Origin of the sequence: Frankia canadensis (assembly GCF_900197875.1) — a bacterium.
Classification (GTDB): Bacteria; Actinomycetota; Actinomycetes; order Frankiales; family Frankiaceae; genus Frankia; species Frankia canadensis.
Window position 1 is genome coordinate 1 of the sequence record NZ_FZMO01000567.1, and the last position, 23,377, is coordinate 23,377.

Consider the following 23,377-nt stretch of genomic DNA (forward strand, 5'->3'; position numbering starts at 1 on the left):
CGGTCGCCGGCGAGGCCGTAGGACATCTTGTTGCGGTCGGTCGGCGCGCGGTGTGACACCCGGCGTGATGTGACGGCGACGGCTTCCCGTTGACGGTCGACATCGGCCTGCCAGGTGGCGTACGTCTGGGCCTGGCGGGCACGGGCGGCCCGGCGCGCGGCGAGATAGCCGGCGTAGCCGTCGCCGTAGCGGGACAGGGTGTGCCGCTCGGCGTCGACCTCGACGAGGGTGTCGACCGTCTGGTCGAGGAAGACGCGGTCGTGGGAGACGACGACGGTCGTGCCGCCGCGCGTGCGCAGGTGCGTCGCGAGCCAGGTCAGCGCCTCGTCGTCGAGGTGGTTCGTCGGCTCGTCGAGCAGCAGTACCTCCCGCCCGGCACTGAGCACGCAGGCCAGGCGCAGCCGGGCCTGCTGACCGCCGGAGAGCGTCCCCACCGGCCGCTCGCGCTCCAGCCCGCGCAGCCCGACGCCGTGCAGGACCCGTTCGACGCGGGCATCGGCGTCATAGCCGCCGCGCAGGTCGAAGGTGGTCAGCAGGGTGCCGTACTCGGCGAGCGCGGCCTGCTGCGCGTCGGGCCCGCCAGGGGCGTCCGGCGCGGCGGCGCCGGCCATCACGGCTTCCAGCACGCGCAGCCTGAACTCGATCGCGCGCAGGTCGGCCAGCGCGTCATTGATGGCGTCGCCCACCGTCCAGCCCGCCGGCATCGGCGCCTCCTGGGCGAGGTGGCCGACACCCCCGTCGGCCTGGACGATCACCCGACCCTCGTCGGGCGTCTCCCGCCCGGCGAGCATCCGCAGCACCGTGCTCTTGCCGGATCCGTTCTCGCCGATCACCCCGGTGCAACCACCGGTGGGCAGCGCACAGGAGGCGGCCACCAGCACGGGGCGGTGGTCATACGACTTGCTGACAGCGTCCAGGGAGAGTTGCGTGGACATACGTGTCCTCCGAGGTGGTACCGGCGACGCGACCGTGGCGGGTCACGCCCTGGCGGGGCACCTCAGCGGAGCACCGGCAACTCCTCGGGACGGCAACACGAACCCGATCACCCTGCCATGCTCGGCCGCGGCCGGCAAACCAGTTTTCGCGCCCGCCCGTCAGCGTGGGCCGGCACCACCTCCCGTGGCCGGGCCGGCGGACTGCGCCGCGCGGATCGGGCGGGAAGGCCCGCGGATTCCGTCATCTCCCCGCGGTGACCCGCCCTCGTCAGACGCACCGGGCGGCGGCCGGCGTCGGGAGTCAGGACTCTCCAGCGGAACGCCGGATCTGCCAATTCTGTCAATGGGGTGGATCTCCGCGGGGAGGTAGCGTCGGACCTCGTGGACAAGATGTTCGCCGGCGCGCGCGGCGGCGGCTGCGGGAAGGCGGCGCGATGAGCCAGGTCGATCTTGCCCGCGTCCTGGCTGTCGCGAGGTGAGCCCGCATGGCTGAGCACAAGGTGCGTGTCTACCGCAGTGAGGAGCGCTTCGTCCGGGAGGAGCAGCTCGCCTGGAAGATCGCGGCGGTCGCGGCGGATCCGGTGGAGGTCACCGACGAGGTGGCCGCGATGGTCGTCAACCGCGTGATCGACAACGCCGCCGTGGCGGCCGCGTCGCTGGCCCGAGGGCCGGTCACGGCGGCACGGGAGCAGGCGACGCGGCACGCGCCGCCGTCCGGCCGGCCCGGCGCCACGGTGTTCGGCCTGCCGCCCGCGACCCGGGTCTCGCCCGAGTGGGCGGCCTGGGCCAATGGTGTCGCGGTGCGTGAGCTGGACTTCCACGACACGTTCCTCGCCGCCGAGTACTCCCATCCCGGCGACAACATCCCGCCGATCCTCGCGGCCGCCCAGCACACCGGGCTCGGGGGGCGCGAGCTGCTGCGCGGCATCGCGACCGGCTACGAGATCCAGGTGGCCCTGGTCCGGGCGATCTCCCTGCACAAGCACAGGATCGACCACATCGCGCATCTCGGGCCGTCGGCCGCGGCCGGGATCGGGACGGCGCTCGGCCTGCAGACGGAGACGATCTACCAGGCGGTCGGGCAGGCGCTGCACACCACGACGACGACCCGCCAGTCCCGCAAGGGCGAGATCTCGAGTTGGAAGGCGTACGCCCCCGCGTTCGCCGGCAAGATCGCCGTCGAGGCGGTCGACCGGGCGATGCGCGGCCAGGGCGCGCCGTCGCCGATCTACGAGGGCGAGGACGGCGTGATCGCCTGGCTGCTCGATGGCCCGCAGGCACAGTACGTCGTCGGCCTGCCCGGCCCCAGCGAGCCCAAGCGGGGCATTCTCGACACCTACACCAAGGAGCATTCGGCCGAGTACCAGAGCCAGGCTCTCATCGACCTGGCCCGCCGGCTCGGCCCGCGCCTCGGCGACACCCTGGCGAGCGTGCGGTCCATCGTCCTGCACACCAGCCATCACACCCACCACGTCATCGGCTCGGGGGCGAACGACCCGCAGAAGTACGACCCGACGGCGAGCCGGGAGACCCTCGACCACTCGATCCCGTACATCCTCGCCGTCGCCCTGCAGGACCGGGACTGGCATCACGAGCGCTCCTACACCCCCGAGCGGGCCGCCCGGCCGGACACCGTCGAGCTGTGGCGGAAGATCACCACGGTCGAGGATCCGGAGTGGACCCGGCGCTACCACGCGACGGACCCCGCCGAGAAGGCCTTTGGCGGTAGGGTCGTCGTGACTCTGGCGGACGGCTCGGTCGTCGAGGACGAGATCGCCGTCGCCGACGCGCATCCGCTCGGCGCCCGGCCGTTCGGGCGGCCCGAATACGTGGCGAAGTTCCGCCGCCTCGCCGAGGGCGTCGTGTCCACCGACGAACAGGACCGTTTCCTCGACGCCGCGGTGCGCCTGCCCGAGCTGCGCCCCGACGAGCTCGGCGAGCTGACCCTCGTCCCCGACTGGCCGCTGCCCACCAGCTCCGCCGCCGGTCTCTTCTAGAGCCCAGCATGTCCGGCTCGGGCGGTTCCGTCGGGCCGCGGACTGGCAACCGGTAGGATTTCCTGCGCCGATCGCGCCGGGCCACGCGGGCCTGGCAGTCCGTCGCGCATGCCTGTCGGGGGCGTCCCAGCCGGTGTTCGCGGTTGATCGGTTGTGTGCTTTCCGTCCATCATCCGTGTCCGCATGGAGGAACCCCGTGAGCAGCCGGGTCGAGACGTTGGAGTTCCAGGCCGAGGCGCGTGCGCTGCTGCGCCTGATGGTGCACTCGATCTATTCCGACAAGGACGTGTTCCTACGGGAGCTGATCTCCAACGCGTCTGACGCGCTCGACAAGCTGCGCATCGCCGCGCTCGTCGACCAGAGCCTGCGTGAGGACGCCGAGGACCCGCACATCGACATCGAGGTCGACCGGGACAGCCGGACCCTGACCATCCGGGACAACGGGATCGGGATGTCCCGCGAGGACGTCGTCGGGCTCATCGGCACGATCGCCCGGTCGGGCACGGCGGAGCTGCTGCGCAAGCTGCGGGAGTCCGCCGACGCCGCCGCCTCCGCCGACCTCATCGGCCAGTTCGGCGTCGGCTTCTACGCCACGTTCATGGTGGCGGACACGGTCACGCTGGTGACCCGCAAGGCCGGCGAGCCGGGCGGCACCCGGTGGGAGTCCTCCGGCGAGGGCACCTACGTCATCAAGGACGTCGACGACGTGCCGCACGGCACCGCGGTCACCGTGCACCTCAAGCCCGAGGACGCCGAGGACCGGCTGTTCGACTACACCGACGAGTACAAGATCCGCGAGATCGTCAAGAAGTACTCCGACTTCATCGCCTGGCCGATCAGGATGGCCGTCGAGCGGCCCGCCCCCGCCACGGCGGGAGAGGAGACCGACGGCGCGGACGGTGGCGCGAGCGGCGACGGCGCGGACACCGCGGCGGGCGCCGCAGCGACGGTGACCGAGATCGAGACGCTCAACTCGATGAAGGCGCTGTGGGCCCGTCCGCGCGACGAGGTCGAGGCGGCCGAGTACAACGAGCTCTACCGCCACCTCAGCCACGACTGGACCGACCCGCTCGAGGTCATCCAGATGAAGGGCGAGGGGACCTTCGAGTACGAGGCGCTGCTGTTCATCCCGTCCCGGGCGCCGCTGGACCTCTACACCCGCGACGCGAAGCGCGGCGTGCAGCTCTACGTCAAGCGCGTGTTCATCATGGCGGACTGCGAGGCGCTGCTGCCGAACTACCTGCGCTTCGTCAAGGGCGTCGTCGACGCGCGGGACCTGTCGCTGAACATCTCCCGCGAGATCCTCCAGCAGGACCGCCGGATCCAGCAGGTGCGCCGCCGGCTGGTGCGCAAGGTGCTCGCCGCCGTCGCGAACCTGCGCGAGAACGAGCCCGAGAAGTACCGCACCTTCTGGACCGAGTTCGGCGCCGCGGTCAAGGAGGGCCTGCTCGAGGACACCGAGAACGAGAAGGCGATCCTCGACATCGTCTCCGTCGCCTCCACCCGCGACCCGGAGCAGACCACGACGCTGCGCGAGTACGTGGAGCGGATGAAGGACGGCCAGACCGAGATCTACTACCTGACCGGCGACTCCCGGGCGACGATCGAGAACTCCCCGCACATGGAGGCGTTCGCGGCGCGTGGCTACGAGGTGCTCATCCTGACGGACCCGGTCGACGAGGTCTGGGTCGAGCGGGTCGGCCGGGTCGACGACCACCCGCTGAAGTCGATCGCCAAGGGCCAGGTCGATCTCGACTCCGACGACGAGCGCAAGGACGCCGAGGCCGAGCGTGACGAGCAGCGCAAGGAGTTCGCCGAGCTGCTCACCTGGATGACCGAGCGGCTGAAGGACGAGGTCAAGGAGGTCCGGCTGTCCTCGCGGCTGACGACGTCGCCGGCCTGCGTCGTCGGCGACACCTTCGACATGACCCCGGCGCTGGAGAAGATGTACCGGGCGATGGGGCAGAACGTGCCGCACCAGCGCCGCATCCTCGAGGTGAACCCCACCCATCCGCTGGTCGCGGGCCTGCGTCGTACCCACGAGCAGGACGCCGGGTCGACCGCGCTCGCGGAGACGGTCGAGCTGCTCTACGACATGGCGCTGCTCGCCGAGGGTGGCGACCTGCGGGATCCGTCCCGGTTCACCCGGGTGCTCGCGGGCCGGCTGGCGAGCACGCTGTAGCGTTCGGGTCGCGCGAGAACCCCGGTCGGGACGAACCCGTCCCGACCGGGCAGTGGCGGCACGCCTACCGGCTGCCGCCCTCGGTCAGGTCTTCGTCGCGCCCATGTCCACCGTGAGCTGGGTGGCCGTCACCGACCGGGACAGGTCGCAAGCGAGCCACAGGACCGCGTCCGAGATGTCGTTGGCATCGGCGACCGGCAGGTTCGGCAGCATGCTGCCGAACGACACGGCGTAGGCGGGATGGTCCCCGAGGATCTTCTCGACGGTCGGATCCTCGCCCATCGGGGTGGCGACCGCCCAGGGATGCACCGAGTTCACCCGGATGTTGTACTCGCCGAGCTCGATCGCCGCCGCCTTGGTCAGACCGACGACGCCGTGCTTGGCCGCACTGTAGTGCGCCTCCGCCGGCAGCGACTTGAGGCCCGCCGCCGAGCTCACCGTGATGATCGACCCACCGTTGCCGGCCGCGATCATGTGCGGTGTGGCGGACCGCAACGTCCGCCACACGCCGGTGAGATTGATGTCGATCACCGTCTGCCACTGTTCGTCGGACAGCTCCCAGAACCGGCCCCAGTTGTTGATGCCGGCGTTGGCGACCACGACGTCGAGCCGCCCGCCGAAGGCCGCCACCCCCTCGGCGAGCACGTCGTCGAGCGCCTTCGAGTCGCGCACGTCACCCGGGCGGGCGACGATCTTCCCGCCCTCGGTCTCGACCAGCCGCACCGTCTCGGCCAGGTCGTCGGACGTCGCCGCGGGGTAGGTGTTGTGCGGCGACGCCGGCCCGGCGATGTCGATCGCGATGATCGACGCGCCCTCACGCGCGAACCGGACGGCGTGACTGCGGCCCTGGCCACGGGCGGCGCCGGTGATGAACGCGACCCGTCCGTCGAGTAAGCCCATCTGCTCTCCCCTGCACTGGTGGTGGGCGGGCCCGGTGTTACGCCCCGGCGGCGCCGGCGATGTCCTCCTGCAGGTTCGCGGGCAGGACGCCCGCGCTCCCGTCCAGGTCACCCGGCATGATGATCGAGGTCCTGGCGAGGTTGCCGCCGTCCGTCGCCGGCAGGCAGACGCCCGACATGTAGGCGGACTCGTCGCAGATGAGGTACAGCGCCGCGTAGGCGTTGTCGCGCAGGGACGGCGGGCGCGACAGCTTGAGCGGGATCGACGTCTGCGCCGAGTCCCAGGGCTGCATCTCCTCGTAGCTCTTCCCGAGCACCTCCGCGTCCGGCGGCATCGCGAAGTTGATGCTCATGCCGTGCGCCGGACACAGCGCGTTCGCCCGGATCCCATAGCCGCCCAGGGACAGCGACATGCCCTTGACCAGGCCGTTCACGCCGTGCTTGGCGGCGGCGTAGCCGGGGAAACCGGGGTAGGCGACGTAGCCGGCCATGGACGACACCGCGAGGATCGTGCCGCCACGCTGCTTCTTCATCTGCGGCACGACGGCCTTGGCGGCGAGGAACACGCCGGTGAGGTTGACCGCGAGCATCGAGGTGAAGCCCTCGACGGAGATGTCCTCGAACGCGAGCGTGCCGAAGCCCTCCTCGGGCACGCCGGCCGAGCACATCAGCCCGTCGACGCGGCCGAACGACGAGACCGCGAGGTCCACGGCGCTCGTCAGCTCGTCGAACTCGCGCACGTCGGCCTTGATCCCGACGGCCTGGCCGCCCGCGTCCTTGATCTCGGACACGACCCGGTCGACCCGGGCGGGAACGACGTCGGTGACCACGATCCTCGCGCCCTCGGACGCGAACAGCAGGGAGCTCTCCCGACCGAGGCCGGAACCGGCGCCGGTGATCAGGATGGTCTTGTCCGCCAGCCGCCCGCTCATGCCTGTGCGCCCTTCGCGCCCGCGCCGCCGGCCACGCCGGGGCTCGCGATCGTCTTCGCCTGCAGGTACTCGCGGAACCCGTCCTCGCCGTGCTCACGGCCGACACCGCTGATCCCGTAGCCGCCGAACGGCGTGTCCGGCGACAGGTAGAACGACGGACCGATGTTGACCGTGCCCGCCTTCAGCCGGTTCGCGACCCGCCAAGCCCGCTCCGGGTCCTGCGTCTGGACGTAGGCGGACAGGCCGTAGCGGGAGTTGTTCGCCACCCGCACCGCCTCGTCGTCGTCGCCGTCGTACTTCACAACGGTCAGCACCGGGCCGAACACCTCGAGCTGGGCGATCTCGGCGTCCTCGTGGACGTCGGCGACCAGCGTCGGCTCGTACCAGAAGCCCCTGCCGTTCGTCGGCGACGCGCCGCGCCTGCCGCCGACGGTGGTGCGGGCGCCGGCCTCGCGGGCCCGGTCGACCATGCCCTCCATCCGGGCGAGCTGGGCGGCGTTGATGATCGGGCCGACGACGTTGGTCGGGTCGGTCGGGTCGCCCCAGGGCAGGTGACGCAGCGCCTCGGTGAGACCCTCGACCACTTCGTCGTAGCGGCTGGCGTGCACGACGAGCCGGGTGGCCAGCGCGCAGCCCTGCCCGGAGTTCGACATGCACATGCCGACCGCGAGCGGCAGGGCGACCGCGAGGTCGGCGTCGTCGAGGATGATGTTCGCGGACTTGCCGCCGAGCTCCAGGCATACCTTGCGGATGCCGACGGCGCCGCGCTCGTAGATGCGCTGACCCACGGCCGGCGATCCGGTGAAGTGGTACATGTCGACCCGCGGGTCGCCGGTCAGCGCCTCGCCCGCGGCAGCCTTGTCCTCCGAGCTGAGGATGTTGAGCACGCCCGCCGGGATGTCGGTGTGCTCGTGCGCGATCCTCGCGAGGAGCGAGCCGGTCAGCGGCGTGTCCGGGGCCGTCTTCAGCACGACGGTGTTGCCGGTCGACAGCGCGTGGTGGATCTTCCAGAGGTCGGTCATGAACGGCGCGTTCCACGGCGTGATCGCGCCGACCACGCCGTACGGCTCGTAGCGCACGTGCCGGTTGCTCGGCAGGCCCATGACGCCCTCGTGGACCCCGAAGTCCGTCTCCCAGGGGAAGCGGCCGATGAGGTCGTTGAAGTAGCTCATGTCGCCGGTCATCACGTCGATGTGAGCGCCGATGTTGGACGCCGGCGTGCCCGCCTCGGCGATCTGCACCGCCTTGAGGGCCGCCGCCTCCTTGGCCAGCGCGTCCTGCAGCTGGCGCAGGACCCGCTGGCGGAAGGCGTGATCGGTGGCCCAGGAGGTCTCGTCCGCGGCGCGGCGCGCCGCCGTGACCGCGGCGGCGACATCCTCGGCCTGCCCGTCGGCGGCGGTGCCGACGACGGTCTCGTCCGCCGGGTTGATCACCTCGAAGCGCCCGCCGCCGGCCGCCTCGCGGAACTGCCCGTCGATGTACAGCCGGCCCTCGGGCTCGAAGTCGAGCGACATGAACGTACTCCACCTTTCTCGGACTGTGATGATGTGCCGCGGCCGACCGCGTCGTCCGCCCGTCGCGCCCCGAACCCGGGCGCGGACCGTTCAGGAGACCGGGAACGTGATGGGCAGATGGACCGCCGCCCGGACTCCGTAGTTGGTGTAGACGACCTCCTGGCCCGGGGTGATCTCGTACTCCGGGATGCGGCGGTGGAACTCCTCCAGCGCCACGCGGAGCTCGAGCCGGGCGAGGTTGGAGCCCAGGCAGCGGTGCGGTCCGGCCGCGAAGCCGACATGCGGGTTGCGGGCGCGGTCGAGATCGACGGCGAGCGGGTCGGGGAACGCCGCGGGGTCCACGTTGGCCGCCGCCCAGAGAACCTCCACCATGGTGCCGGCGGCGAACCGGCGCCCGGCGACCTCGATGTCCTCGGTCACCCAGCGGTGGGCGAGCGGCACCGGGGACTCGAAGCGCATGAGCTCCTCGACCGCCCTGGCGAGCAGCTCCGGCTGCGACACCACCCGCCGGCGCTCCTCGGGATGCTCCGCGAACCACGCGAGCATGCAGGACAGCGAGCACGTCACCGTGTCCAGCCCGGCGATGACCAGCAGGTAGCAGATGTCGACGATCTCGGTGTCGGTCAGCCGGGCGCCCTCGACCTCAGCGGTCAGGAAGCCGCCGATGAGGTCGTCGCCGGCCTCCTCGGCGCGCCGCTGCGCGAGGACGTCGGCGAGGTAGTCGTACATGCGCTGGCCGGCGGCGCGGCTGTTCGCCTGCTGTTCCTCGACGGTGGCGCCCTGGGGGCGAACGACCGATTCCTTGAACTCGAGGAAGATCGGCAGATCCTCGAGCGGCAGCCCGAGCAGATCGATGAAGATGTGGGTCGGCAGCGTCGCGCACAGCCCGAACATCAGCTCGGCCTCGCCGGCGTCGGCGAACGCGTCGATCAGGGCGTTGGTCCGGGCGCGGATCTTCGACTCCAGCCGCGCCACCTGCTTCGGCGTGAACAGGGGGTCCAGGAGCCTGCGGTACTTGCGGTGGGTCTCGCCGTCCAGGTCCAGCGGGATGAGCGGCCGCTGGGCACCCATGTTGTAGTGGACGCCGTCGGTGGCCCGCACAGCCGGGTGGCGCAGGAACTCGATCATCTCCTCGCGGCGGGCGACCACCGGTGTCCCGTCGGGCCGGGCGGGGGCGTCCTGGCCGGAGAGTTCGACGAAGGCCGCCTGCGGGTGGCGCTCGTCCCACGATTCCAGCATGTGCGCGACGCAGAAGACCGGCATCGTGCCGGCCTGGGGGCTACTCATGCGCTGGCCTCTCCTCCGGGCAGCGCCGGGCTGGGCCGTCCGGACGGACGTCCCCGGGCTGTGGGGCCCGGCGCGGGAACTGACATCTGCCGCGGCGCGCGTGCACGCGACCTGTCGTGACACGACCGGCCACCGAGGTGCACGGCTCACCCCGCCTCGGGCCGACGAGGCACGATGAAGGCGGATCTGTCACGCACGTCACACTGTCAGGTCATCTGGGGAGAGTCAAGATATCGCCGCTATCCACCGGCGGCGGGCGGGGGCCGGCGCGGCACGGGCGACGCCGCGGCGGCTGTCGGCCAGCCAGCACAGGCGACGCTGGCGGTTCGCCCTTGTTGGCGAGCGCCGGCGAACGGGCCGAGAAGCCAGTTGGCGAGCTCGGACTCGTCTCTACTCTTTGGATCAGCGCGACAGAGCGTGTGGAGTGGTGGCGTCAGCGCAAGATGAGAAGATCCTCGACGTGCGGGAGGCACCGGACCGCCCGGGGCGTGAGTTCGTGTTCATCGCCGAACGTTCGGCCTGATGCGACCAGTGTCCGTCACCGCCTATCGACCGGCGGTCAAACCCGATGGACAGCCGCCCATGCCCCGGGGTAATCGTTGGCACCGTGCAGCGGCAGGAGACCTGGGACGCTGATACCGCTCAGTGCTATGACATGCCGGGCGCCGGCATGTTCGCCCCCGCAGTAGTGGGGCCGACCGTGGACCGCCTGGCAGGGCTCGCGGGGACCGGGCGGGCGTTGGAGTTCGCCATCGGAACCGGCCGGATAGCCGTCCCGCTCGCCGAGCGCGGAGTGCCTGTCACCGGGATCGAACTGTCCCGCCCGATGATCGACCGGCTACGCGCCAAGGCAGACGAGGCGACGATCCCGGTCGTCGTCGGAGACATGGCGACGGCGGTCGCCCCGGGCACCTACACGCTCGTCTACCTCGTCTACAACACGATCTCCAACCTGCTGACGCAACCCGAGCAGGTCGCCTGCTTCCGCAACGCCGCCCGTCACCTCGTCCCCGGCGGCCGGTTCGTCATCGAACTGTGGGTACCGGAGCTGCGCAAGCTTCCACCAGGCCAGCAGGCCGTGGTCTGGCAGTCCGACCCCGACTACATCGCTCTCGACACCTACGACGTCCTGCATCAACACGTCGTGTCGCACCACATCAGGCTCGATGAGAACGGAGGGGCCCGGCTGGCGCGCAGCCCCCATCGCTACGTCTGGCCCGCCGAACTCGATCTCATGGGGCAGCTGGCCGGCTTCGAACTGGAGACCAGGCACGCCGACTGGCAGGGAGCCGAGTTCACCGCCGAGTCCCGCTCCCACGTGTCCGTCTACCGCATCCCAGCGAACCGATAGACCCGAGCTCGGCCACCCCCACGTCCTCAACCAGCGACAAACGCCCAGCGCCGGCGCACCACCCCGAAGGCCGTGCGGGCATCACCCGCCTTCCCGTCCCGTCGCATCGTCACCTCCCTGCTCGAGGCCGCCGCGCGGGCGGCCGCTGGTCGCCGGTCATCCCCCCGTGCCGCGTCGTGACCGTCACCGTGCGGCGGTGACGGTCAGCCGGCGGTGAGTCCTCGGGTGATCAGGCCGCCGAGCACCCGGGCGTAGAAGTCGCCGGGATGCGCGCGGGCCGCGACGTCGGGCGCCACCGCGTCCTCCCGGAGCACGCCGTGCGCCCGCAGCACGGCGACGATCTCCTCGCCGGTGCGGCGCATGCTGGTGAACGCCTCCCGCGCCGCGGCCTCCGGGTCGCGGGCGTGCAGCGACTCCCATTCGGCGCGCAGGCCCGCGAGCCCGGTGTCGCGGTGCTCGCCGACGGTGGCGCGCCCGGCCGCCGCGAGGATCGTCCGGAACGAACCCAGCAGCTGGCGCAGGCGGGGCGTGCCGCCGATGCGGTGCACCTCGCGGCGAAAGGCGTAGGCCAGCCGGAAGAACTCCTCGGTCGGGATGGCGGGTTGACCCGCCGCGGCGAGCGTCGTGGCCAGGCCGTCGAGCTCGCCGTCGGTGATCAGCTCCGCGGCGCGATGCGCGGCCAGGCTCGTCAGCATGCCGTACAGCTCGAAGTTGTCCTGGATCATCGCCGAGGTGAGCGGGGCGACGTAGGCACCGCGGTAGAACTCGACCTGCACGAGGCCGTCGCGCTCCAGGCTGGCGAGCGCCTCCCGGACCGGCACGCGGCTCACCCCGAGCTCGGCGGCGACGGCGTCCAGGTCGATGCGCCCGGGGTAGGGGTACTCGCCGGAGAAGATCTTCTCGGCGATGCGGTCGGCGACGTCCCGGCTGATCCGTCCGCGGGGCAGTCGGCTGCGCCCGCCCGCGCGGTCGCCGCCCCTGCCCTCACTCGGCCCGTCGTCCTTCACCCTGCTCCGCTCCCGCCCTCCATGCCGGCCCCAACGCCATCCTCGCCGACGTCCCGCGCACCGGCCGGGGCGGGCGTCGGCCCACCGGGGCGGGTGACCGCGCCGGCCGGCAGCGACCGGTCGATCTCCGTCCGCATCCGCGGAACCATCTGTTCGGATTTTAGATTCAAAATGTTGAACCCGTCCACGGCGGAGTGGTATTACCACAACGCACGACATGCGAGGGTCGAGGAGGGTCATGCAGAGTGAGACTCTGATCACAGGAATCGGCGGGCAGGGTATCCAGCTCGCCGCCCGGACACTGGCGCTCGGCGCGCTGCGCTCCGGCCGCGAGGTGCAGTACACCTCCGAGGTCGGCGGCGAGATGCGCGGCGGCGTGTCCACCGCGACGCTCGTCGTCGGCACGTCCCGGCTGCGGGCGCTGCCCGTCGTGCCGACGGCGGGCAGCCTCGTCGCCATGCACGACCGGTACTGGCCGTCGCTGTCCCGCCGGATCCGGCCGGGGGGCGTCGTCATGATCAATTCGACGCTCTGGGAGGCGCCGCGGCCGGAGGGCTTCCAGGTGGTCGAGATCCCGGCCACCCGCCATGCCCTCGACACCGGCGCGCCGATGACGGCCAGCCTGGTGATCATCGGCGCGTTCGCCGCGCTAACCGGCCTCGCGCCCGTCGAGGCGCTGTGCGCGGCGATGGAGAGCTCCATCCCGGCCTACCGCCGCCAGAGCGTGGCCGCGAACCTGGCGGCGATCCGCTTCGGCGCCTCCCTGGTGGCGCCGCTACCCGAACCGCTGCTCCCGCCCACCGGGACCGGCGCGCCGAACGAGACGACGGTGGTGGGGGCGTGAGCGCTCCGGCGCCGGCGCCGGGGCGGTTCCGCGGGACCGTCACGGTAGCCGCGGCGCGGTGCAAGGGCTGCGAGCTGTGCGTCATCGCCTGCCCGGTGGACGTGCTGTCGATGTCGACCGAGGTCAACGACGCCGGCTTCCGCTTCCCGCTGCTCGAACCCGGCTGCATCGCCTGCGGCCTGTGCCACGCGGTCTGCCCCGACTACGTGTTCGAGGTCTACCGGTACCAGGACGACCAGCCGTCCGAGCAGCCACAGGACGACCCGCCAGCCGCGGCCGGCCCCCCGACCCCCGCCGGAGGACTCGGCTTGACGTCCTCCCCCGCGTGAACGCGGGGGATTCCAACTCCTACACGCCCACCAAAGGGGGTGCGCAGTGTTGAGGTTCGCGGTTCACGGGCACCGGCAACCCGGCGCCTCCCCGCGCGGTCACCGCACGTCCTGCGGCGATGTTCATAGCAGCGTTCACATCAGCATTGGCCGTGTGCCCGCAGGCCGCGCATCGGAATACCGCTTGGCTCTCGCGGTTCCCGGGCGCCGTGTGCCCGCAGGTCGAGCAACGCCGACTCGTAGAGGCGGCCGGAACGCGTTCGATCCGGCCGGGGGCTTTCTGTTCCAACCGTTGCACGAGCAGTCCCCAACCGGCCGCGAGGATCCCCCGGTTCAGCCCGGCTTTCTGCGCCACGTTCCGCCCCGGCTCGGCCACCGTGCCACGGGCGGAGCGGGTCATGCCCCGAATGTTCAGATCTTCGACGCGGATCAGGTCGTACCGTCGAGCGAGATCGGTGGAGGTCTTCTCCGCCCAGTCCTTCCGCCGGTCGACCTCCCGGGCCTTGACCCGGGCGATCCGGGCCTTGAGGTGGCCGCGCCGCGCGCTGCCACGCTTCGCGTGCGCGAACCGGCGTTGCAGCCCGTGGAGCCGCTCCGCTTCCTTCGGTCGCAGCCCGGGGCAGGCCAGCATCTCCCCGGTCGACAGGGCGGCGGACACGGCCACACCCCGGTCCACACCGACTACCTCGCCGGTTCCCGGTGCCGGGATCGGTTCGGGTACGACGGCGAACGCGACATGCCACCGGCCCGCACGGTCCAGGGTGACCCGGTAGGACCTGAAGTCCGGGACCTTCCGCGACACGCGGAACTTCACCCAGCCGACCTTCGGCACCCAACATTGAGACCATCGCCGGTTCACCTTCTCGACCCTGGCGTTTTTCCCCACGACCTGGAAACCCTCGGACTGTCCGCGTTTCCGGTAGGCAGGGCGCCTGTGTGAACCGTTGAAGAAGTTCCGCATAGCCTGGTCGAAGTCCCGCAACGCCTGCTGTTGGACGGTCTGCGACCCGGCGCGCAGCCAGTCGGACTCCGCCCGCGCGTCGGTCAACTGCCGGCAACGTTCCAGATGGTTCGGCGTCTTTCCCCGGTAGGGCGTCCACCACGACTGCTGTTCGACCGCAAGGTTCCACACATAGCGTGCATGCCCGCAGTGCTCATCGAGTCCAGCGACCTGTTCAGGTGCCGGATCGAGCCGGTAGCGAGACATTCTTTTATTCTATCGAAAGGATCCGCGTATGCGCTCCAGTGTGAGGCGCCGTTTCCTCCCCGGCCTGACGGCCGGGGTATCCACGGCGAAATCCCGATGACCGTCACGCAGCCGCCCCCCACCCCCGACGCGCCGTCCGCCTCGGCCGGGGCCGGGATCAGCGTCGGCTCCGACCAGGGCACGTCGCTGCTGCTCAGCGGCAGCGAGGCCGTCGCGCGGGCGTCGATCGACGCCGGCTGCCGGTTCTTCGCCGGCTACCCGATGTCCCCGTTCACGAACCTGCTGGAGAGCTTCTCGAAGCTGATGCGCGGGCCCGAGCGGGTCTGCGTCGCCGCCGAGAGCGAGATCGAGGGCGCCAACATGGCGATCGGCGCCGCCGCCACCGGCGCCCGCGCGGCGACCGGCTCCTGCGGCCAGGGCCTCGCGCTCATGCAGGAGGCGATCGCCGAGTCGGCGCTGAACGAGACGCCGCTGGTGTTCTTCAACATGGCCCGCAGCCAGCAGGACTACTTCCAGGCGACCCGCGGCGGCGGGTGGGGCGACTACCGGACGATCGCGCTGGCCCCCAAGGACGTGCACGAGGCGATCGAGCACACCCACCTGCTGTTCCACCTGGCCGACCTCTACCGGGTGCCGACCCTGTTCTACGGCGACCACTTCATCGCCCACACCGAGGTCGGCGTCACCCCGCACGTGCCGGACCTCGGGCCGCTGCCGCCGAAGGACTGGGCCCTCGACGGCCGCGCCGGCGGGTCCGGTCGCTCCAAGCTGCACTGGACGTGGAACATGGGCAAGGTCCTCGATCCCGGCCCGGGGCCGGACGCCCACTGGCGCGCCGTCGCCGCGAAGTTCGACGAGATCCGCCGGCTCGAGCGGCGATGGGAGGTCGACCATCCGAACGCGGACGTGATGGTCGTCAGCTTCGGCACCGCCGCCGGGTTCGTCGAACACGTCGCCCGGGAGCTGCGCGCCGAGGGTCTGTCGATCGGCACGTTCCGCCCGATCACCCTGTGGCCGTTTCCGGAGGAGGCGCTCGCCGAGGCGACCGAGGACAGCCGGCACGTCCTCGTCTTCGAGGTCAACGCCGGCCAGATGGTCGACGACGTGCGCCTCAGCGTCGGCGACCGCTCGAAGATCCGCTCGATCGGCGGGATCAGCGCCGACGAGTCCGGCCTGCGCTACGGCGCGTTGCTCGACGTCCCGGCGGTGCGGGCCCGCATCCTCGCCGCGACCGGTCTGGAGGCCGCCCGATGACCCGCACCGAACCGCCGGCGACCCCGGCGTCGCCCTCGACTCTGCCCTCGGCCTCGGCCTCGACTCCGACCTCGACTCCGACCTCGACCCCGCTCGTGCTCCTCGACACCGATCCGTCCCGCCCGCCGGCCGGCGCGCAGAAGGTCGCGTCCGCGAGCCCCCGACTGCTCCAGTCGACCGAGCACCACTTCTGCTCCGGCTGCGGCGAGCCGGTGGCGCTGCGGCTGCTGCTGGAGGTGCTCGACGAACTCGGCGTCGCCGACCGCGCGATCGGCGTCGTCGGCCACGGCTGCTACGGCGGGTTCGTCACGACGATGGACGTCGACATCCTCCAGTGCCTGCACGGCCGCGCGCCGTCGTGTGCCACCGGCATCCGGCGGATGCGGCCCGAGGCGGTCGTGTTCACCATCCAGGGCGACGGCGACATGATCAACGAGGGCCTGCAGGAGGTGCTGCACACGGCCGCCCGCGGCGAGAACGTCACCTGCGTCCTGCTGAACAACGGCGTGTTCGGCGACACCGGCGGGCACATGACCGCGGCCACCGTCGTCGGCCAGCGCACCAAGACCTCACTCGAGGGCCGGGACCCGGCGATCCACGGCTACCCGATCGCCGTCGCCGACATGATCGCCGGCCTGTCCGGCGTCGGCTATGTCGCCCGCGGCGCGGTGCACAGCGGTCCGGGCATCACGACGACGAAGCGGATGCTGCGCCGGGCGTTCGAGCGCCAGCTCGCCGGGGCCGGGTTCTCCCTGGTCGAGATCCTCACGATGTGCCCGACCGGCTGGTTCGTCCCGGCCGCGCAGGGCGGTACCTACAGCGAGCAGCAGCTCGCCGGTGCCTACCCGCTCGGCGAGCTGGCGGGTGGCGGTCCCGCGGGTCAGGCCACGGCGGGCGGCGGGGCGGGGGGACGGGTCGATGCTGCTGCTCGGTGAGGCGCTCGCCGCCGCCGCGGCCGATCGCGGATCCCACCCGGCGGTGACCCAGGGCTCGGCGTGCCTGCGCTTCGACGAGCTCGACGAGCGGGCCAACCGGACGGCGAACGCGCTCGCCGGTCTCGGGGTGGGACACGGTGACGTGCTCGCCGTCTGGGCGCCGACCAGCCTGCGACTGGTCGAGCTGTTCGCCGGCGCCGCCCGTCTTGGCGCCGTGTTCGCCCCGCTCAGCCCCGCGCTGTCCGCCGCCGAGGCCGGCCCGATCCTCGACTATCTGGCCCCCGGCTCGTCGTCGCCGACGCCGAGCGGCTGGCGCGCCTCGACGCCGTCGACGACCTGCCCCGGGCGCTGATGGACTCCGCCGCGCACGGCGGCAGCGGCGGGTCGGGTGGTACCAGCGGGTCGGGTGGTACCGGCCGGTCGGCGGCGGGTGGCGCGGCGGCGTGCGGCGCGGCGGCGTGCGGCGCGGCGGATCTCGACGCGCGCACGGCGGCGGCGTCGCCGCGGCCGCCGGACACCGGCCCGCTCGCCGAGACCGATCCGCACGCCATCTTCCTCACCAGCGGCAGCACCGGCCGGCCCAAGGGCGTCGTGCTCTCGCACCGCACGAGCTGGCTGCGCGGCTTCCCGGGCGCGGGCACCCGCGCGGGGCTCGGCGCGGCGTCGGGCGGCCCGGCCGGTACGGACACCGTGGCCGGTGTCGGCGCCGTCTGCATGTTCCCGCTGTTCCACTGGGCCGGCTGGCAGTGGATCATCTCGGGCTGGCTCAACCGGGAGCCCGTGCACCTGTGCTCGGCCGACCCGGGCGAGCTGCTCGCGGCCGTGGAGCGCCACCGCGCCGCCGAGCTGTACTGCATCCCGGCGGTGTGGCGCCGGGTGCTGGGCCTGCCCGCCGGCGCCGCGGACGTGCGCTCCCTGCGGGTCGTCTCGACCGGCACCTCCGCCGCCCCGGCCGACCTGCTCGCCGAGCTCGTCGACAGGTTCCCCGGCACCGAGCTGTCGGTGCGCTACGGCTCGACGGAGGCCGGCGGCGTCGCGGCGCTCGTCGGGCCGCAGGTGCTGACCAGGCCCGGCTCGGTCGGCCGGGCGATGCCCGGCTACCGGCTGCGCCTCGACGCCGACGGCGAGCTGCTCGTCGGCGGGCCGATGCTGACCAGCGGCTACCACCGGCTACCCGACCAGACGGCCGAGGTCCTCGACGACGGCTGGTACCGCTCCGGCGACCTCGCCGAACGCGACGACGACGGCTTCTGGTCCATCGTCGGGCGCAAGAAGGAGGTCATCCGCAGCGGCGGCGAGACGATCGCGCCGCGCGAGATCGAACCGCTGCTCGCGACCTACCCCGGGGTGCGCGAGGCCGCCGTGGTCGGCCTGCCCGACCCGCTGTGGGGCGAGCAGGTGTGCGCGGTGCTGGTCATGTGCGACGACCTGCCGGCCCCGTCGGTGCGCGACCTCGCGCTGCACCTGGAACCGGTGCTCGCGTCGTTCAAGTGGCCGCGCCGGGTGGTGACCGCGGGCCGGCTGCCCCGCACGTCCGCCACCGGCCAGGTGCAGCGGGCGCTGCTGGCCAACCAGATCGCCTCCGCCTGACCCGGTCCCCGTCACGTGACGTCCCGCCGCGCGTCGGCTGGTGAGCGCCGCCACGCCCGGTCGCGACGGGCCGCCGGACCTTGTGCACCATTGACATCTATGTCGCAACATGGAGAACCTAGTTAACGAATATAGTGCGATCGCCGTATGTGACCGCATCCTCACTCTAGGCGAAGGTGTTGGGCGTGTACAAGCTTTTCAGCGTGGATGACCACATCATCGAGCCGCCGGGTGTCTGGGTGGACCGGGTACCGCAGGCGTACAGGGAGCGGGTGCCCCACGTCGTCGAGGCCGACGGCCGGCAGTCGTGGGTGTGGGAGGGCGGCCGCGAGATGACCATGGGTCTCAACGCCGTCGCCGGCAAGCCGCGTGAGCAGTGGGGGGCCGAGCCCGCCCGCTTCGAGGACATGATCCCCGGCTGTTACGACCCCGTGGAGCGCAGGAAGGACTTCCTGTCCAACGGGATCTTCGCGTCCGTCGCGTTCCCGACCCTGCCGGGCTTCGCCGGGCGCAAGTTCGGCACCTTCGAGGACAAGGACCTCGCGCTCCTGTGCGTGCGGGCCTGGAACGACTTCATCCTCGACGAGTGGTGCCCGGCGGCCCCCGAGATGTACGTGCCGATGACCATCGCGCCCGTCTGGGACGCCGAGCTCGCCGCCGCCGAGGTCGTCCGCTGCGTGGAGAAGGGCAGCCGGGCCCTGTGCTGGATGGAGGACCCGGCCAACATCGGGCACCCGGGTTACCACTCCGGCTACTGGGACCCGCTGTTCGCGACCTGCCAGGAAGCGGACATCCCGGTGTGCATGCACATCGGCGGCGCGCTGCCGGTGGTCTCGCTGGACAACGTGATCCCCATGGTGGAGATCGCGGCGGCGTTCACCAGCGCGGCCCGCTCGGCGACGAACATGATGGTCAGTCCTATCCCGCGGAAGTTCCCGAACATCAAGCTCGTCTGGTCCGAGGGCGGCATCGGCTGGATCACGGCGGCGCTGGAGCGGGCCGACCGGCAGTGGGACCGCCACCAGTACTGGACCCACATCCCCGACGCCGACGTGCTGCCAAGCCAGGTCGCGCGGCGCAACATGTGGTTCTGCATGATCGAGGAGCCGGTCGGGCTGAAGTACCGGCACGACTTCGCCGTCGACCGCATCCTCTGCGAGTCCGACTACCCGCACTCGGACACGCCGTACCCGAACACCCAGGCCGCGTTCAAGGAGCTCTTCGCGGGAGTGCCGGCCGACGAGGTCGAGCTCATGACGCACCGCAACGCCGAGGAACTGTTCAAGTTCCCGATGACCGTTCCGGCCGGCGTGGGGAACGCGTAGCTGTGGGTGCGTACCGGGTGCAACACTCTTCAACACGCCTGAAATGATGCGTACGGAGCATTTCGCCGTCCGTGGCATCCCCGGGGGCACGGACGGCGAACGGCCGAACGTGACCACCGCCATCCGCTGCCACCACACCGGCGAACGCGCGGGCGCCGGACTGGCGCCGCCGCCAGCCGTGGGCGCCCACCGCGAGGAGATCCCGCATGACTGGCTCGACTGACCCCGCCAACCCCCGCCCCCTGCCCACGACCGTCGAGGGCCTGACCGCCGAGTGGCTCACCGCCGCCCTGCGCACCACCCGTCCCGGCGTGACCGTCGCCAGCGTCGAGCAGGTCGAGGTCATCTGGGGCACCGCCACCAAGGTGCTGGTCGCCCTGCGTTACGAGGGCGACGCCGCGGGCCTGCCGGAACGGATCTGGGTCAAGGGCGGGTTCGCCGAGCACAGCGAGCTCGTCGGCCTGCTCGGCGTCTACACCGGCGAGGTCCGCTTCTTCGACGTCGTCGCCCCGCTCTACCCGCTGCGCCGGCCGGAGCACTTCTTCGCCCTCGACCAGGAGGGCTCGGGCCAGGGAATCGTGGCGCTGGAGGACCTGCGCGCCAAGGACGTCACCTTCGGCCGGGCCACGACGCCGTTCACGGTCGAGCAGGTGGCCTCGGGTCTGGAGGTGCTCGCCGCGCTGCACGGCCAGTCCTGGGGCCGGCACACCCCGGGCCAGGACGGCGTGCCGGCGATCATGGGGGCGGCCACCGACCTGATCTGGCAGCAGTGGTTCGCCGCACTGCCCGACCTGTTCGCCTCTCCCCGCGCCTTCGCGGCACCGGTCGCGACGCACGGTTCCGAGCGGCTGCAGGCCACGGTGAACGCCTACCGGGACTTCGTGCACCGCGAGGCGACCTGCCTCGTGCACGGCGACGCGCACGTCGGCAACACCTACCTGCAGGCGGACGGCCACGTCGGCTTCCTCGACTGGCAGGTCATCGGCGTCGGGCACTGGGCGCACGACGTGAACTACTTCCTGATCTCCGCGCTCGACCTGCCGGTGCGCCGCGAGCACGAGCGCGACCTGCTCGCGCACTACCTCAAGTCCCTCGCCGAGCACGGTGTCGCCGCCCCCGGCATCGACGACGCGTGGGAGGACCACCGCAAGGCCACCGTCTACGGCTACCTGGCCTGGCTGTGCAACCCGGTCGAGTGGCAGCCGGATGACATCAACACCGCCACCTTCGCGCGCTTCGGCGCGGCGATGGTCGACCACGACACGTTTGGAGCGCTGGGCCAGTGACGACCAGGGTGCCGTTACCCACGCAGGCGACGCCCACCGCGACGGGCTCCGCGGGCACCTGCGCGGTGGAGCCGTTCACCGTCGCGGTGTCCCAGGCCGACCTGGACGACCTGCGGGACCGGCTCGCCCGGACCCGCTGGGCCGACGAGCTGCCCGGCGCCGGCTGGGACTACGGCACCCCCGTCAGCTACCTGCGCGAGCTGTGCGCGTACTGGGCGGACGGCTTCGACTGGCCGGCCGCCCAGACCCGCCTCAACTCCTGGCCGCAGGCCGTCGCCACCGTCGACGGCCTGCGCGTCCACTTCCTGCACGTCCGCTCGCCCGAGCCGGACGCGCTGCCGATGATCCTCACCCACGGCTGGCCCGGCTCGGTCGCGGAGTTCCTCGACGTGATCGGCCCGCTCACCGACCCGCGGGCGCACGGTGGCGACCCGGCGGACGCCTTCCACCTCGTCGTCCCGTCCCTGCCCGGCTTCGGCTTCTCCGGGCCGACGACGCGCCGCGGCGTCCACGGCCGGGTGATCGCGGACGCGTTCGGGCGCATCATGGCGACGCTCGGCTACGACCGCTACGTCGCCCAGGGCGGTGACATCGGCGCGCTGATCTCGGCGCTGCTCGCCGAGCGCGACCCGGCCGCCGTCCCCGCCTTCCACCTGAACCTGCTCCCCGTGGGCCCGGCCGACCCGACGAACCCGTTCGCCGGGCTCGACGGCGAGGACCTCGCCCTCGCCCAGCGCACGTTCGGCTTCCTCGCCCACGACGCCGGCTACTGGCGCATCCAGGAGACCCGCCCGCAGACCGTCACGACCGGTCTTCTCGACTCCCCGGCGGCGCAGGCCGCGTGGATCGTGGAGAAGTTCCGTGCCTGGACCGACTGCGACGGGGACGTGGAGTCGGCCTTCACCCGCGACCAGCTGCTCACCAACATCTCGGTCTACTGGTTCACCGCCACCGCGAACTCCTCCGCGCGGTTCTACTACGAGAACAACGGCCCCGGCCGGGCCCAGGAGCTGCCCCGCACCGACGTGCCCTGTGGGTACGCCGAGTTTCCCGGCGAGCATTTCCGGATGCCCCGCGCGTACGCCGAGGGCCGACTCAACGTCGTGTCGTGGCAGCCGATGGCACGCGGCGGGCATTTCGCCGCCCTGCAGGTGCCCGACCTGTACGTCGACGAGATCCGCCGCTTCTTCCGCGACTACCGCTAGTCCCGCTGACTCCGCACCCCGGGAGGCACCCGATGGACACCTCGGCGAGCGCACCGACGATCGCGTTCGATCACCATGACCCGGTCTTCGCCCGGGATCCCTATGAGTTCTACGCCAGCGTCCGGGAGCGGCCGGTGTTCTGGAGCCCGTTGCACGGCGGCTTCTGGCTGGTCACCGGATACGACGAGGTGCGCCAGGTCGCCATCGACGACGCCACCTTCCTGTCCGGGCACGTCGAGCCCGGGGTGGGCGGGGTGTCGATCCCGACGCTCTCGCCGGTGCCGTCCGTACCGATCGAGGTCGACAACCCCGACGCCGAGCGGCTGCGCAAGGTCCTGCTCGCCGATCTCGCCCCCCGCGCGGTCGAGCGGCGCGCGCCGGCCATCCGGGAGATGGTCACGCGGGCCATCGACGGCTTCGTCGAGTCCGGCCGGTGTGACCTGATGAACGACCTGGCCAAGCCGGTCCCCGCCCAGATGATCATGCACTGGCTGGGGCTGGACGACACGCGCTGGGCCGAGTTCGTCGACACGGTGCACCAGATGCTGCACTCGGCGGGTGACCTCGAGCGCGTCCTGCCCGCGGTGACCCGGATCAGCGAGTGGATCACCGAGGCGATGGCCGAGCGCCGCACCGACGGCTTCCGCGACGACCTGATCAGCAAGCTCATGCAGTCACTGTCCGACGACGAGGCCGCCTCCTACACGTTCACCCTCATCGTCGCCGGGCTCGACACCACGTCGGCCGCGATCGGCAACGCGCTCGTGCAGATCGACCGCCGGCCCGAGCTGCGCGCCCGGCTGCTCGCCGAGCCGGCCGTGCTGCCGTTCGCGGTCGAGGAGTTCCTGCGCTACGACGCGCCCCTGCAGCTGCTCGCCCGCACCGCCGCCCGCGACGTCGAGGTGGGCGGGGTGCGCATCGCGAAGGGGGACCGGCTGCTGGTGGGCTGGGCGGCGGCCAATCGCGACCCGGACGTCTTCCCCGACCCCTCGGCGATCGACGCGGACCGCGGCAGCAACCGCCACCTGGCCTTCGGGGTGGGCCTGCACCGCTGCCTCGGGTCGAACGTCGCCCGCTCGACCATGCGGATCGTCCTGGAGGAGCTGCTGCGCCGACTGCCCGACTTCCAGCTCGTCGGCGAGGTGGAGCGCTATCCGGACGCGGCCCTGATCTACTCCCCGCTGGCGCTGCCCGCGACCTTCACCGCCGGTTCTCCGAGCGCGCCCGCCACCCCGGTGGCCGCTGGCTGAGCTCCGGTGGGGGCCGGGGCGGGCAGGGGCGGTCTCACAGGCCCACCC

The 23,377-nt window shown here is 71.9% G+C and carries 21 protein-coding genes; 14 read left to right on the forward strand and 7 right to left on the reverse strand.

Annotated elements, in window-relative coordinates:
- The coding region (locus C1A33_RS33420; RefSeq protein ID WP_133150920.1) for an ATP-binding cassette domain-containing protein at positions 1-935 on the reverse strand (935 nt) is incomplete at its 3' end.
- Positions 936-1,420: 485 nt separating this feature from the next.
- On the opposite strand from C1A33_RS33420, the gene C1A33_RS33425 reads away from it, so the two are divergent.
- Both C1A33_RS33425 and htpG read left to right on the forward strand, forming a co-directional pair.
- Positions 1,421-2,932, forward strand: coding sequence for an MmgE/PrpD family protein (locus tag C1A33_RS33425; protein WP_101836470.1), 1,512 nt, complete (start codon positions 1,421-1,423; stop codon positions 2,930-2,932).
- A 196-nt stretch (positions 2,933-3,128) separates the two neighbouring features.
- The gene (htpG, locus tag C1A33_RS33430) at positions 3,129-5,114 is read left to right on the forward strand and encodes a molecular chaperone HtpG (RefSeq protein WP_101836471.1); all 1,986 of its coding nucleotides are present in this window, start codon (positions 3,129-3,131) and stop codon (positions 5,112-5,114) included.
- 84 nt (positions 5,115-5,198) lie between these two features.
- Here htpG and C1A33_RS33435 read toward each other — a convergent pair whose 3' ends face one another.
- The 4 genes from C1A33_RS33435 to C1A33_RS33450 all read right to left on the reverse strand — a co-directional run bounded on the left by C1A33_RS33435 (position 5,199) and on the right by C1A33_RS33450 (position 9,746).
- The gene (locus C1A33_RS33435) at positions 5,199-6,014 is read right to left on the reverse strand and encodes a mycofactocin-coupled SDR family oxidoreductase (protein WP_101836472.1); all 816 of its coding nucleotides are present in this window, start codon (positions 6,012-6,014) and stop codon (positions 5,199-5,201) included.
- 37 nt (positions 6,015-6,051) lie between these two features.
- Positions 6,052-6,945, reverse strand: coding sequence for an SDR family NAD(P)-dependent oxidoreductase (locus C1A33_RS33440; protein WP_101836473.1), 894 nt, complete (start codon positions 6,943-6,945; stop codon positions 6,052-6,054).
- A complete protein-coding gene (locus C1A33_RS33445) occupies positions 6,942-8,459 on the reverse strand; it encodes an aldehyde dehydrogenase family protein (protein ID WP_101836474.1) in 1,518 nt (505 codons plus the stop codon). Before C1A33_RS33445 ends, C1A33_RS33440 begins: the two co-directional genes overlap by 4 nt.
- Positions 8,460-8,549: 90 nt before the next feature.
- Positions 8,550-9,746 (reverse strand): cytochrome P450, encoded by a 1,197-nt coding sequence (locus C1A33_RS33450; protein WP_101836475.1) that lies wholly within the window; start codon positions 9,744-9,746, stop codon positions 8,550-8,552.
- Positions 9,747-10,446: 700 nt separating this feature from the next.
- Between C1A33_RS33450 and C1A33_RS33455 the strand changes: the two genes are divergently transcribed.
- Positions 10,447-11,097: a class I SAM-dependent methyltransferase gene (locus C1A33_RS33455; RefSeq protein ID WP_207770617.1), complete on the forward strand. Its 651-nt coding sequence runs from the start codon at positions 10,447-10,449 to the stop codon at positions 11,095-11,097.
- A gap of 203 nt (positions 11,098-11,300) precedes the next feature.
- Here C1A33_RS33455 and C1A33_RS33460 read toward each other — a convergent pair whose 3' ends face one another.
- Positions 11,301-12,104, reverse strand: coding sequence for a GntR family transcriptional regulator (locus C1A33_RS33460; protein WP_207770618.1), 804 nt, complete (start codon positions 12,102-12,104; stop codon positions 11,301-11,303).
- Between the two features lie 238 nt (positions 12,105-12,342).
- Between C1A33_RS33460 and C1A33_RS34450 the strand changes: the two genes are divergently transcribed.
- Entirely contained in the window at positions 12,343-12,948 is a 606-nt protein-coding gene (locus C1A33_RS34450; RefSeq protein ID WP_165818710.1) for a 2-oxoacid:acceptor oxidoreductase family protein, read from the forward strand.
- Positions 12,945-13,277: a 4Fe-4S dicluster domain-containing protein gene (locus C1A33_RS33465; protein ID WP_101836478.1), complete on the forward strand. Its 333-nt coding sequence runs from the start codon at positions 12,945-12,947 to the stop codon at positions 13,275-13,277. Before C1A33_RS34450 ends, C1A33_RS33465 begins: the two co-directional genes overlap by 4 nt.
- Before the next feature lie 19 nt (positions 13,278-13,296).
- On the opposite strand, the gene C1A33_RS33470 is transcribed toward C1A33_RS33465, so the two are convergent.
- Positions 13,297-14,484, reverse strand: a complete 1,188-nt coding sequence (locus C1A33_RS33470) for an RNA-guided endonuclease InsQ/TnpB family protein (RefSeq protein ID WP_101836479.1) — start codon at positions 14,482-14,484, stop codon at positions 13,297-13,299.
- A 96-nt stretch (positions 14,485-14,580) separates the two neighbouring features.
- Here C1A33_RS33470 and C1A33_RS33475 point away from each other — a divergent pair, with 96 nt between their 5' ends.
- From C1A33_RS33475 to C1A33_RS33515, 9 genes are all read left to right on the forward strand, one after another.
- Positions 14,581-15,738, forward strand: a complete 1,158-nt coding sequence (locus tag C1A33_RS33475) for a transketolase C-terminal domain-containing protein (RefSeq protein WP_101836480.1) — start codon at positions 14,581-14,583, stop codon at positions 15,736-15,738.
- On the forward strand, positions 15,735-16,673 hold the full coding sequence (locus C1A33_RS33480) for a thiamine pyrophosphate-dependent enzyme (protein WP_101836481.1): 939 nt from the start codon (positions 15,735-15,737) through the stop codon (positions 16,671-16,673). Before C1A33_RS33475 ends, C1A33_RS33480 begins: the two co-directional genes overlap by 4 nt.
- On the forward strand, positions 16,657-17,025 hold the full coding sequence (locus tag C1A33_RS33485; RefSeq protein WP_101836482.1) for an AMP-binding protein: 369 nt from the start codon (positions 16,657-16,659) through the stop codon (positions 17,023-17,025). Before C1A33_RS33480 ends, C1A33_RS33485 begins: the two co-directional genes overlap by 17 nt.
- Positions 17,025-18,263: a class I adenylate-forming enzyme family protein gene (locus C1A33_RS33490; RefSeq protein WP_101836483.1), complete on the forward strand. Its 1,239-nt coding sequence runs from the start codon at positions 17,025-17,027 to the stop codon at positions 18,261-18,263. The genes C1A33_RS33485 and C1A33_RS33490 overlap by 1 nt, the downstream gene beginning before the upstream one ends.
- 185 nt (positions 18,264-18,448) lie before the next feature.
- Positions 18,449-19,588: an amidohydrolase family protein gene (locus C1A33_RS33495; protein WP_101836484.1), complete on the forward strand. Its 1,140-nt coding sequence runs from the start codon at positions 18,449-18,451 to the stop codon at positions 19,586-19,588.
- A 46-nt stretch (positions 19,589-19,634) separates the two neighbouring features.
- Positions 19,635-19,811 carry a hypothetical protein gene (locus tag C1A33_RS35500; protein ID WP_165818711.1) on the forward strand — a complete coding sequence of 59 codons (177 nt, stop codon included), beginning with the start codon at positions 19,635-19,637 and terminating at the stop codon, positions 19,809-19,811.
- Positions 19,795-20,874 carry a phosphotransferase gene (locus C1A33_RS33505; protein WP_101836486.1) on the forward strand — a complete coding sequence of 360 codons (1,080 nt, stop codon included), beginning with the start codon at positions 19,795-19,797 and terminating at the stop codon, positions 20,872-20,874. The genes C1A33_RS35500 and C1A33_RS33505 overlap by 17 nt, the downstream gene beginning before the upstream one ends.
- Before the next feature lie 8 nt (positions 20,875-20,882).
- On the forward strand, positions 20,883-22,079 hold the full coding sequence (locus tag C1A33_RS33510) for an epoxide hydrolase family protein (protein WP_101836488.1): 1,197 nt from the start codon (positions 20,883-20,885) through the stop codon (positions 22,077-22,079).
- A 32-nt stretch (positions 22,080-22,111) separates the two neighbouring features.
- Positions 22,112-23,329: a cytochrome P450 gene (locus C1A33_RS33515; protein WP_101836487.1), complete on the forward strand. Its 1,218-nt coding sequence runs from the start codon at positions 22,112-22,114 to the stop codon at positions 23,327-23,329.
- Positions 23,330-23,377: the final 48 nt, after the last annotated feature.